The organism is Bradyrhizobium sp. 35, from assembly GCF_023073215.1.
GTDB lineage: Bacteria > Pseudomonadota > Alphaproteobacteria > Rhizobiales > Xanthobacteraceae > Bradyrhizobium > Bradyrhizobium canariense_D.
The window spans coordinates 1-12,010 of sequence record NZ_JADPJC010000023.1 but is presented as its reverse complement, the minus strand read 5'-3'; the positions used below and the strand labels follow the sequence as shown (position 1 = coordinate 12,010).

Sequence of the window (12,010 nt, the reverse complement as noted above, 5' to 3'; positions counted from 1 at the left end):
CGTTCCGTAGCCCGGAATGACCGCTATGCAGGCCGCGCCAGCGTTCTTTTTCGGCTGGCGCGCCGTGACGGGCGGGTTTAAGCCGGTAGGATGAACGCAAAGACCGACACCGTGCAGTCCTCCGCCGACGCCCTGCGCTATCCCTGGGAACAGCATCCCGGCCCCGAACAGGTCGTCGAGGTGAAGCCAGGAGTGTTGTGGGCGCGGCTGAAGCTGCCGTTCCGCCTCAACCATGTGAACATCTACCTGCTCGCCGATGGTGACGGCTATGCCATGATCGATGCCGGCTTCGGCAATGAGGAGACGATCGAAGCCTGGACGAAGCTGTTCGACGGGCCGCTGAAGGGCGTCAACATCACGCGCCTGATCGTGACCCATTCCCATCCCGATCATGTCGGTCTGGCCGGGTGGATCGTCGAGCGGTTCAACTGCCCGCTCGTGATGTCGCAGGTCGAATATCTGCAATCGGTCTATCACCAGAACCGCGGCACCGAGGAGCGGCAGGAAGCGCAGCGGCTGTTCTTCCGCCGCCATGGCATGGACGAGTCGCTCACCGAAAAACTGCTCGGCCGCGGCCAGGACTATCTCAAGCGCGTCTCGGTGCTGCCGCCGTCCTACCGCCGCATCTCGCATGGCGATGACGTCGTGATCGGCACGCGCCGCTTCAAGGTGATCACCGGCGGCGGTCACGCGCTCGACCAGGTGATGCTGTACTGCGCCGACGACAAGCTGTTCCTCTCGGCCGACCAGGTGCTGAGCAAGATCTCGCCGAACGTCAGCGTGTGGGCGGTCGAACCCGACCAGAACTCGCTCGGCGAATATCTGGCCTCGCTCGCCCGCCTCACCACGACTCTCCCCTATGACGTGCTGGTGCTGCCTGGCCACGGCGTGCCGTTCTACGGGCTCAAGACCCGCATCAAGCAGCTCGCCGATCACCATGAGGAGCGCTGCCGCCTGATCGCGGAAGCCTGCCGCGAGGTGCCGCAGACCTCGCGCGCCCTGGTGCCCGTGGTGTTTAACAAGCACGTTCTGGACGAACATCAGATGGGTTTCGCTGCCGGCGAACTGGTCGCCCACGTCAATTACATGATCGTCGAGGGCCGGCTGACGGCCGAGACGCAGGACGGCGTGTTGCAGTTCAGGACGACCTGAGCGCTGACTTCAATTCAGCGGATGGTGCAGAGCAACATTGCATCTCGCGCGAACTTGATCCGGATCAAGTTTCAAATCGCACGATAGGGCATTTTGCCCAAATGCCCCGCAGGTCCAAATGTGGGATAGCGCATAGACATTGGAGCTGGAAAAGCTCTAAGGATATGCGGGTCTTTGGTCGGTTCCGCTGCAGGTTTGACGATGGATTACGCCCAGTTTTTCAATTCCGCCCTTGATCGTCTCCACACCGAGCGGCGCTACCGCGTGTTCGCCGATCTCGAGCGCATTGCCGGCCGGTTCCCGCATGCGCTCTGGCACTCGCCCAAGGGCAAGCGCGACGTCGTGATCTGGTGCTCCAACGATTATCTCGGCATGGGCCAGCACCCGAAGGTGGTGGGCGCGATGGTCGAGACCGCGACCCGCGTCGGCACCGGCGCCGGCGGCACCCGCAACATCGCCGGCACGCATCATCCGCTGGTGCAGCTCGAGGCCGAGCTCGCCGATCTCCACGGCAAGGAAGCCTCGCTGCTCTTCACGTCCGGCTACGTCTCGAACCAGACCGGCATCGCGACCATCGCAAAGCTCATTCCGAACTGCCTGATCCTGTCCGACGAGCTCAACCACAATTCGATGATCGAGGGCATCCGCCAGTCCGGCTGCGAGCGGGTCGTGTTCCGCCACAACGACCTCGCCGATCTCGAAGCACTGTTGAAGGCTGCGGGCCCGAGCCGGCCCAAGCTGATCGCCTGCGAGAGTCTTTATTCGATGGACGGCGACATCGCCCCGCTCGCTAAGATCTGCGACCTCGCCGAGAAGTACGGCGCGATGACCTATGTCGACGAGGTCCACGCCGTCGGCATGTACGGCCCGCGCGGCGGCGGCATCGCCGAGCGCGACGGCGTGATGCATCGCATCGACATTCTCGAAGGCACGCTGGCCAAGGCGTTCGGCTGCCTCGGCGGCTACATCGCCGCCAACGGCCAGATCATCGACGCCGTGCGCTCCTATGCGCCGGGCTTCATCTTCACCACCGCGCTGCCGCCGGCGATCTGCTCGGCCGCGACCGCCGCGATCAAGCATCTGAAGACGTCAAGCTGGGAGCGCGAGCGTCACCAGGACCGTGCCGCCCGAGTCAAGGCGATCCTCAACGCCGCCGGCCTGCCGGTGATGTCGAGCGACACCCACATCGTCCCGCTGTTCATCGGCGATGCCGAGAAGTGCAAGCAGGCTTCCGACCTCTTGCTCGAACAGCACGGCATTTACATCCAGCCGATCAACTATCCGACGGTCGCCAAGGGCTCCGAACGCCTGCGCATCACGCCCTCGCCCTATCACGACGACGGCCTGATCGATCAACTCGCCGAAGCCCTGCTGCAGGTGTGGGACCGCCTGGGTCTGCCGCTCCGCGAGAAGTCGCTGGCGGCGGAGTAGGCTTCTTCGCCTTCTCTTTCGATCTAAGTTTCACCGTCCCGGAGCTACCCCCTCCCCACCGTCCCCCAAGGGGGAAGGGAGCGAGAGAGTTGCGCCTCCCTTAGGTCGGCGGAGCCGCACAGCGTAGCGGTCGGTCTCGAATTTCCTGCAACGCGGACGGTCTCTCCGTTCCCTCCCCCTTGTGGGGGAGGGTCAGGGAGGGGGTACCACGCGGGGACTCTCTCGGGGAGCCAGAAGCAGCGCAGCTTTAAGGCAGCCGCTTAACGACAACTCCGGTTCCCGCCGTGGCACGGCATTTCGCTGTCGCCTCCACCCGTCCAACGCGCTAGATTTACAGGGAAAATGAGATCGGGCGCGGCCAGCGCGCGCCCCGGGAGAAGCACGCTCGCCATGCTGCACGATTGGGGCGTGATCGCCGCCGCCTTCGGCTATATCGGCTTTCTGTTCCTGGTGGCGAGCCATGGCGACCGCCGCTCGCCGGCCGGGCGCGGCCGCGCCTCGGGGCTGATCTATCCGCTGTCGCTGGCGATCTACTGCACCTCCTGGACCTTCTTCGGCTCGGTCGGCTTCGCCACCCGCACCTCCACCGACTTCCTCGCGATCTATGTCGGCCCGATCCTGATGATCGGACTCGGAGCCGGCGTGCTGCGCCGCGTGATCCAGCTCGCGAAGGCCCACAACATCACCTCGATCGCCGACTTCATCGGCGCGCGCTACGGCAAGAGCCAGGCAGTGGCGGCAACCGTCGCGCTGATCGCCATCATCGGCTCGGTGCCCTACATCGCGCTCCAGCTCAAGGCGGTCGCCTCCTCGCTCGAAACCATCCTGAGCGAAGACCAGGCCTTCTCCCACATCCCGATCATCGGCGACGTGGCGCTGATCGTGACGCTGGCGATGGCGGCCTTCGCGGTGCTGTTCGGCACGCGGCAGACGGACGCCACCGAGCACCAGCACGGCCTGATGCTGGCGGTCGCAACCGAATCCATCATCAAGCTCGTCGCCTTCCTCGCTGCGGGCACCTTCGTCACGTTCTGGATGTTCTCGCCGCACGAACTGATCGAGCGCGCGATGAAGACACCGGAGGCGGTGCGCGTCATCAACTATTCGCCGTCGATCGGCAACTTCCTGACCATGACGCTGCTGTCGCTGTGCGCGATCATGCTGCTGCCGCGCCAGTTCCACGTCAGCGTGGTGGAGAATTCCTCGGACGCCGAGGTCGGTCGCGCGCGCTGGCTGTTTCCGCTCTATCTCGTCGCCATCAATCTGTTCGTGATCCCGATCGCGCTCGCCGGCCTCGTCAGCTTCCCGTTCGGCGCCGCCGATCCTGACATGTACGTGCTGGCGCTGCCGATGGAGGGCGGCGCGGATCTGCTCAGCGTCGCCGTCTTCGTCGGCGGGTTGTCGGCGGCGACCGCGATGGTGATCGTCGAATGCGTCGCGCTCTCCATCATGGTTTCGAACGACCTCGTGGTGCCCCTGGTGCTGCAACGACGGCCGGAGGGGCGCACCGGCGGTGCCGATTTCAGCGACTTCCTGTTGCGTTCGCGCCGGCTCGCGATCTTCGCCATCATGGTGATGGCCTATTTCTACTACCGCGCGCTCGGCAACACCCAGCTCGCGGCGATCGGCCTGCTGTCTTTTGCCGCCATCGCCCAGCTTGCACCAAGCTTCTTCGGTGGACTGCTGTGGCGGCGCGCGACCGCGCGCGGCGCGATCGGCGGCATGCTGGTCGGCTTCGCAGTGTGGCTCTACACGCTCTTCATCCCGAGCTTCATGGATACCTCGACGGCGGGCATCCTGCTGCTCCAGCACGGCCCGTTCGGGATCGAGGCGCTGCGGCCGCAGGCGTTGTTCGGCGCCGATTTGCCGCCGCTGATGCACGGCGTGGTCTGGTCGCTGTCGCTCAACATCCTCACCTACGTGCTGCTGTCGCTGGCGCGCCGGCCGTCTTCGATCGAGCTGGTCCAGGCCGATCTGTTCGTCCCCAACACGCTCGCGCCAATTTCCCCGAATTTCCGCCGCTGGCGCACCACGGTCACGGTGCAGGACATCCAGACCACGGTAGCGCAATATCTCGGGCCTGACCGCGCGCGGCATTCGTTCGAGGCCTTATCCGCGCGGCGCAATGTGCGGCTGGAGTCCGGGGCGCCCGCCGATTTCGAGCTGCTGCAGCACGCCGAGCACCTGATCGCCTCCTCGATCGGCGCAGCCTCCTCGCGTCTCGTAATGTCGCTGCTGCTGCGCAAACGGACGGTCTCCGCCAAGGCTGCGCTAAAACTGCTCGACGATTCCCATGCGGCGCTGCATTTCAACCGCGAGATCCTCCAGACCGCGCTTAACCATGTGCGCCAGGGCATCGCGGTGTTCGATGCCGATCTGCAACTGATCTGCTCCAACCGGCAGTTCGGCGATCTCCTCAACGTTCCTCCGCATTTCATCCAGTTCGGCACGCCATTGCGTGAAATCCTGGAATTCATGGGCGTGAGCGAGCCGGCCGATCCGATCGAGCGCGAGGCCATGCTGGAGCGCCGGCTGGTGGCTTACACCACCGACGGCGAGCCTTATCTCGAGCGCCTGCCCGACCGCCACATGGTGATCGAGATCTTGACCAACCGCATGCCCGGCGGCGGCTTCGTCATTACCTTCACCGACGTCACGCCCACGTTCGAGGCGGCCGAAGCGCTGGAGAGGGCCAATGCGACGCTGGAAAAGCGGGTGCGCGACCGCACCGAGGAGCTGACCCGGCTGAATTCCGAGCTGGCGCTGGCCAAGAGCGCGGCCGAAGACGCCAGCATCTCCAAGACCCGCTTTCTCGCCGCCGCAAGCCACGACATTCTCCAGCCGCTGAACGCGGCGCGGCTCTATGTCACGAGCCTGGTCGAGCGTCAGCACAGCGGCGAGGAGACACGGCTGGTCGAGAACATCGACGAATCGCTCCAGGCGATCGAGGAAATTCTCGGCGCGCTGCTCGACATCTCCAGGCTCGACGCCGGCGCGATGACGACCTCGATCTCGAGCTTCAAGATGGCCGATCTGATGCGCTCGCTGGAGATCGAGTTCGCGCCGATCGCACGCGCGAAGAATCTGGCGCTCGTGTTCGTGCCGTGTTCGCTGCCCGTCGAGTCGGATCGTCTCTTGCTGCGGCGGCTGCTCCAGAACCTGATCTCCAACGCGATCAAATATACTCCACGCGGGCGCGTGCTGGTCGGCTGCCGCCGCCGCGGCGCCACGCTGAAGATCTGCGTCTACGACACCGGCGTCGGCATCCCGACGGTCAAGCGCGGCGAGATCTTCAAGGAATTTCACCGCCTCGAGCAGGGTGCGCGGATCGCCCGCGGCCTCGGCCTGGGCCTGTCGATCGTCGAGCGGCTGGCGCGCGTGCTCAAGCACGACATTGCCATCGATTCCAATGTCGGCGGCGGCTCGGTGTTTTCCGTGACGGTGCCGACGGCGAAGGCGATCACCCACACCGCGGCCGTGACCAGTGCGACGCCGCTCGCACGCACCTCGATCTCGGGTACCCTGATCGTCTGCATCGAGAACGACGCCGCGATCCTCGACGGCATGCGCACGCTGCTGAAAGCCTGGGACGCCGAAGTGATCGCGGTCGCCGATCCCGAGGCCGCGATCGCCGCAATCGAGACTGCGGGCCGCCGCGTGACCGGCCTGCTGGTCGATTACCATCTCGACCGCGGCAACGGCATCGCCGCGATCCGCGACATCCGCCGCCGCTTCGGTGACGGCATCCCCGCGATCCTGATCACCGCCGACCGCAGCCCCGCCGTGCAAATGGCTGCGCGCGACGAAAAGGTTGCGGTGCTCAACAAGCCGGTCAAGCCGGCTTCGCTGCGCGCCCTGCTCGGCCAGTGGCGCACGCAGCAGATGGTGGCTGCGGAGTGAAACTCCGCACTCAGGGCGCAAGCCTTGTAAACACGTAGTCGCGACACTTCACACGAGCTTCGTGGCACGCGAAGCAGGTGCGATGCTGGGCCTCGTCGACCGGCTTGCCGTTGATGAAGCGACCAAATCCCCAGCCGCCGGTCGAGGCATATTTTTTGGAATCCTTGACCATCACCTGGACGGTGGTGGCTTCACCGGGAATCGTCGCGGACGCAAATTCGGGCGACTGTTTCCGCTTCCAGGCCCGCTTGACCAGAATTGTGCCGTCCGGGAACGGAAGCTTGTTGTCTTGATAAGCATCGATCGCGGTCCTGTTGCCGACGACGGCACGCAGCTCGTCCAGGGGAGCCGCCTCCTCGGCCGGCGCGATCAGCTCCCACTGCTTGTAGCCCTCCGGCACAGTGACGCCGAAGATGGGCGAGGCATCCGCCGGGCCCTGCGCGAAAGCGATCGTGACCAGATAGGGCACGCAGGTCAGGACAACGACGAGGAGGAGCACGGCAAGCACGATCATCGTCGTAGAAGACGGAACTTTTGACTTTTCGGATTTCATTTTCGCTGACGCTTCATTGAACTGCGTTCGCATGTCAGGCCTCGGTCCGGCCTTGCCGGACCGAGGCGCTGCCAAAATCCTCAGGCGCCGCCGTCGGCGTCGATGACGGCCTTGGCAAAGGCTTGCGGTGCTTCCTGCGGCAGATTGTGGCCGATGCCCCCGGTGATCAGGCGATAGTCGTACCGGCCCGAGAATTTCTTGGCATAGGCGCTTGGATCGGGATGTGGCGCGCCGTTGGCATCGCCTTCCATCGTGATCGCCGGGACGCTGATGACGGGAGCTGCGGCAAGCTTCTTTTCGAGCTCCTCGTACTTCGCCTCGCCCTGGGCGAGTCCGAGCCGCCAGCGGTAATTGTGGATGGTGATCGCGACGTGATCCTTGTTGTCCAGCGCCGCCGCGCTGCGCTCGAAAGTGGCGTCGTCGAACTTCCACTGCGGCGAAGCGAGCTTCCAGATCAGTTTTGCGAAATCATGCGTGTACTTCTCGTATCCGGCGCGGCCGCGCTCGGTCGCGAAATAAAACTGGTACCACCATTGCAGCTCGGCCGACGGCGGCAGCGGCGCGTTGCCCGCGGCCTGGCTGGAGATCAGATAGCCGCTGACCGAGACCAGCGCGCGGCAGCGCTCCGGCCAGAGCGCGGCGATGATGTCGGCGGTGCGCGCGCCCCAATCAAAACCGGCGACCACCGCTTTCTTGATGTCGAGCTTGTCCATCAGCGCGATGATATCGGCTGCCATTGCCGCGGGCTCGCCGTTGCGCGGCGTCTCGGCGGAGAGGAAGTGGGTCGAGCCGTAACCACGGAGATAGGGAATGATGACGCGATAGCCGGCCTTTGCCAGGATTGGCGCGACGTCGACGAAGGCGTGAATGTCGTAGGGCCAGCCGTGCAGCAGGATCGCGACGGGGCCGTTCGCAGGACCGGCCTCCGCGTAGCCGACGTTGAGGACGCCGGCATCGATCTGCTTGATCGCGCCGAACGACGCATTCCTTGCGGAAGAGCGCGTCGCTTGCGATTCGGCGCGGGCGAGGCCGATCACGCCGAGGCCGGCGGCGACAGTTCCCGCGGCGATGCCGAAAAACTGGCGGCGGTGCTGATCGATGATCTGTTTCATGATGCTGCTACCTTTCTGATAGTTGGAGGTGGTGCGTCAGATCAGTGCGACCGTGACGTCGATGTTGCCGCGGACGGCCTTGGAATAGGGACAGGTCTGATGCGCCTCATCGACGAGGCCGCGCGCGATCTCGCGATCGAGGCCGGGCAGGCTGACATCGAGGCGTGCCCTGAGCGAATAGGCGCCCTCGTCGAGCACGAGGTCGATCTCCGCATCGATCGCACATTTCCTGGGGAGCTCGATCTTCCGCTTGCGGGCCGCGATTTCCATCGCGCCTTCGAAGCAGGCCGACCAGCCGGCCGCGAACAATTGCTCGGGATTGGTACCGATGCCGTTGCCGCCCGGCGGCGACAGCTTGACATCCAGACGGCCGTCGGAACTGCGCGATATCCCGTCCTGCCGCCCGCCACTGGTGCGGGTCCGGGCCGTGTAGAGCAATTTTGCCGCTTGGGTCATGAATGTCTCCTTGCCATCGCGCAACTCACTAGCAGCGGCTGCCGCGACACACCCGTTGGGACTTGTGAGAAGTTGTGAGGTCTCGGTTCGCGCGCCTCACAGGACCTGCATCCGCGGTCCGATCGCGGCGTGGGACGGCCTTGCCGGATTGCGATCATCTGGCTATCCGGTCCGTTCCAAAAGATCAGGATTCCGCCATGACCGAGCCGGCCGGCACCGCAACGGGAACCCTCTCGTTTGGGCCATTCACTGTGACGCCGCACGAAAGACTCGTCATGTGCGACGGCGTCGCGCTGCCGCTCGGTGCAAAGGCCTTCGACACGCTGCTCGCGCTGATGTCGCGGCCGAACCAGGTCGTCAGCAAGTATGATCTGATGGCGCTGGTGTGGCCCGGCATGACAGTCGAGGACGCCAATCTGCGCTTTCACGTCGCGGCGCTTCGCAAGGCCCTTGGCGACGGCAGGGACGGTGCCCGCTACATCACGACGCTCTCCGGCCGCGGCTATTGCTTCGTGGCGCCGATCTCGCAGGCGGCTATCGCGGCAGATCGGCGCACCGTAGCGCGAACGGAATTGCCGCCCGTCAAACTGCCGAACCGGCTGCAACGAATGGTCGGGCGCGACGATGCGGTCGCCGCCGTCTCCGACAGGCTGATCCGCTCGCGCTTCGTCACGATCGTCGGCCCGGGCGGTGTCGGCAAGACCGCCGTTGCCGTTGCCATCGCTCACGATCTGCTCGCGACATTCTCCGACGCCGCACATTTCGTCGATCTTGCCGCGCTGAGCGATCCCGATCTCGTGATCACCTCGATCCTGCTGATGCTGGGCTTGCCGGCGCAAACCGACGATCCCCTGCCTGCGCTGCTCGCGCATCTCCGGGACAAGCGGATGCTGCTGATCCTCGACAATTGCGAACACGTCATCGCAGCCGCGGCCCCGCTGGCCGCCGAGATCTTCCACGCCGCACCGAATATCTACATTCTGGCGACGAGCCGCGAAGCCCTGCGGGTCGAGGGCGAGCAGGTGTATCGGCTGGCGCCGCTTGCCGTTCCGCCCGACCATCCCGGTCTGACGGCGGCCGCGGCGCAGACTTATCCTGCACTTCAACTCTTCCTCGAACGTGCCACGGCCGGTGGCGCGCAGATCGCGCTCGACGATGCCAATGCAGCGATCGTCGCCGGGATCTGCCGCAAGCTGGACGGCATGGCGCTGGCAATCGAACTCGCCGCCGGCCGGGTCGAAGCCTACGGCCTGGAGCAGACCGCGGCACTGCTCGACGAGCGCCTCAATCTGCTCTGGCAGGGCCAGCGCACGGCGCCGCCGCGACAGAAGACGTTGCAGGCGACGCTGGCATGGAGCTACGGGCTCTTGTCCGATATCGAACGTCTCGTGCTGCGCAGGCTCGCGGTTTTCGCCGGTCACTTCACTATCGACGCCGCACTCGAGATCGTGCCGGACGAACGCGTCGACCGCTCCCGCCTGTTCGATGCCATCGACGGCCTGGTGGCCAAGTCGATGGTCGCGGCGCGGCCGATTGGCGCCATGATGCGTTACCGTCTGCTCGACACGACGCGCGCCTATCTGCTCGAGATCGAACCTGATGACGCGGCGCTCGCCGCCCGCCACGCGACCTATTACCGGCAATGGCTGGAGCAGGCCGGCACGACATGGGCCACGGTGCCGAGCGCCGACGAGCGCGCGATCCACTTCTCCGCGCTTCACAACGTGCGCGCGGCGCTGGACTGGTGTTTTGGCACGGACGGCGATGCCAGCATCGGCATTGCACTGGCCGCAGCTGCAGCGCCAATTTTTCTCGCGATGTCGTTGCTGGTCGAGTGCCGGCGCTGGTCTGAACGGGCGCTGCTTGCGCTCGATCCTTCCTCGCGCGGCGGCGCCGAGGAAATGCACATCCAGGCCGCGCTCGGACTGACCTTGATGTTCACGCGCGGCGGCAGCGAAGCGGCGCGTGCCGCGTTGAGCCGAAGCCTTGCGATCGCCGAGGCGCGCGGCGACGCGCCGAACCAGCTCCAGCTGCTCGGGCGCATGCATATCTTCCACGAGCGGATGGGACAGTTCGACGCCGCGCTCGGCTATGCGCAGCAAAGCCTCACGGTCGCCGGGACACTCGGCGATGCCGCCTCCCTCGCCCTCGCCCATTCGCTCCTCGGTGTCTCCTTGCATCTTGCCGGCGAGCATCGCGACGCGTTGACGATGCTGGAGACCGCCTGGCATAAGCCGGGCACGGAACGGATCAGCACCGTCTATGGCTTCGATCACCGCAACCGGGCCGGCATCTCGCTCGCGCGCGAGTTTTGGTTGCAGGGCCGCCCCGCGGATGCGATGCAACTGGCCCGGCAGACGGTCGTCGAGGCCGCCCAGATGGACCATCCGATCACGCTCTGCATTGCGTTGATCTGGGCGGTCTCGATCGATCTCTGGAGCGGAGACCTCGATGCCGCGGAAGAGAACATCGACCGCTTCATCGCCCATGCCGAATCGCGCTCCATGGGGCCCTATCTTGCGGTCGGCCGCGGCGTCAAAGGCGAGCTGGCGATCCAGCGCGGCAATGCCGCCGAAGGCGTCGAGACGATCGGGACGTGTCTGCGTGAGCTCCACGATGCCGGTTACGAGTTGCTCACCACGACGTTCAACATCGCGCTTGTTCAGGGCTTGATGACGCTTGGGCAGATCGAGCGGAGCGCGCGCCTGCTCGACGACGCGATCCGCCTCGTCGAGCAAAGCGGCGATCATCTGTACATGCCCGAGCTGCTGCGCATGAAGGGCAGGGTTCTCTTGGCCAGAGCCCAGCCCGAGGCCGATCAAGCGGAAGCCCATTTCGTGCAATCACTGGCATTGAGTCGTCGCAAAGGTGCCAAGGCCTGGGAGCTGCGGGCCGCGATCGATCTCGCCGGTCTCCTTGTCGAACGCGGCCGGCGCGAGGAAGCGAAGCGGTGGCTTCAATTGGCGTATGAAGGCTTCGCCCAGGGCTCGGAAACAGCGGATATCAAGGCTGCCGAGAAGTTGTTGCAAACATTGTGACGCGGACTCTGGTGCGGAGTGAGGCGCGCACTCTCTCAAAGCGTCATTGCGAGCGCAGCGAAGCAATCCAGAATCTCTCCGCGGTAGGACGCTGGAACGCTTCGCTACGCTCGCAATGACGGAGCAAAGGGCAGCATCGCCATCCTCCAATTCAGGTTCAACTTGCAGACATGCCTTCGCGTCCTCGCGGCGCGTTTCGCCCGAGCTTTGCCTGGTCATTCCACCCTCAAAGCCAAGAGGGCGCAGGGAAGGCCGGGTGCCGGCTGGCACCCGCGGTCCGCTGCGCGAAAATGTAGCGCAAGGAAACCGCACAGCAGCATACAGGTGTAGCCAATCACTCGGCCTTCCCTGCGCGATGGTTGGACGGC

The 12,010-nt window shown here is 65.1% G+C and carries 7 protein-coding genes; 4 read left to right on the top strand and 3 right to left on the bottom strand.

Going from position 1 to position 12,010, the window contains the following annotated elements; genetic code table 11:
- Positions 1-90 precede the first annotated feature (90 nt).
- The 3 genes from IVB36_RS04215 (at position 91) to IVB36_RS04205 (ending at position 6,483) form a co-directional block, all read left to right on the top strand.
- Complete coding sequence (locus IVB36_RS04215) at positions 91-1,152, top strand: MBL fold metallo-hydrolase (protein ID WP_018458161.1); 1,062 nt, start codon at positions 91-93, stop codon at positions 1,150-1,152.
- Positions 1,153-1,353: 201 nt separating this feature from the next.
- Positions 1,354-2,583, top strand: a complete 1,230-nt coding sequence (gene hemA, locus IVB36_RS04210) for a 5-aminolevulinate synthase (protein ID WP_018458160.1) — start codon at positions 1,354-1,356, stop codon at positions 2,581-2,583.
- Between the two features lie 390 nt (positions 2,584-2,973).
- Positions 2,974-6,483 carry a hybrid sensor histidine kinase/response regulator gene (locus tag IVB36_RS04205; RefSeq protein ID WP_026233515.1) on the top strand — a complete coding sequence of 1,170 codons (3,510 nt, stop codon included), beginning with the start codon at positions 2,974-2,976 and terminating at the stop codon, positions 6,481-6,483.
- A gap of 10 nt (positions 6,484-6,493) precedes the next feature.
- On the opposite strand, the gene IVB36_RS04200 is transcribed toward IVB36_RS04205, so the two are convergent.
- The 3 genes from IVB36_RS04200 to IVB36_RS04190 all read right to left on the bottom strand — a co-directional run bounded on the left by IVB36_RS04200 (position 6,494) and on the right by IVB36_RS04190 (position 8,604).
- Positions 6,494-6,997: a cytochrome P460 family protein gene (locus IVB36_RS04200; protein WP_018458158.1), complete on the bottom strand. Its 504-nt coding sequence runs from the start codon at positions 6,995-6,997 to the stop codon at positions 6,494-6,496.
- A gap of 119 nt (positions 6,998-7,116) precedes the next feature.
- Entirely contained in the window at positions 7,117-8,148 is a 1,032-nt protein-coding gene (locus IVB36_RS04195; RefSeq protein ID WP_018458157.1) for an alpha/beta hydrolase, read from the bottom strand.
- 36 nt (positions 8,149-8,184) lie between these two features.
- The gene (locus IVB36_RS04190; RefSeq protein WP_018458156.1) at positions 8,185-8,604 is read right to left on the bottom strand and encodes an organic hydroperoxide resistance protein; all 420 of its coding nucleotides are present in this window, start codon (positions 8,602-8,604) and stop codon (positions 8,185-8,187) included.
- A gap of 197 nt (positions 8,605-8,801) precedes the next feature.
- On the opposite strand from IVB36_RS04190, the gene IVB36_RS04185 reads away from it, so the two are divergent.
- Positions 8,802-11,642: a winged helix-turn-helix domain-containing protein gene (locus tag IVB36_RS04185; protein WP_247390757.1), complete on the top strand. Its 2,841-nt coding sequence runs from the start codon at positions 8,802-8,804 to the stop codon at positions 11,640-11,642.
- The last annotated feature ends 368 nt before the right edge of the window (positions 11,643-12,010 follow it).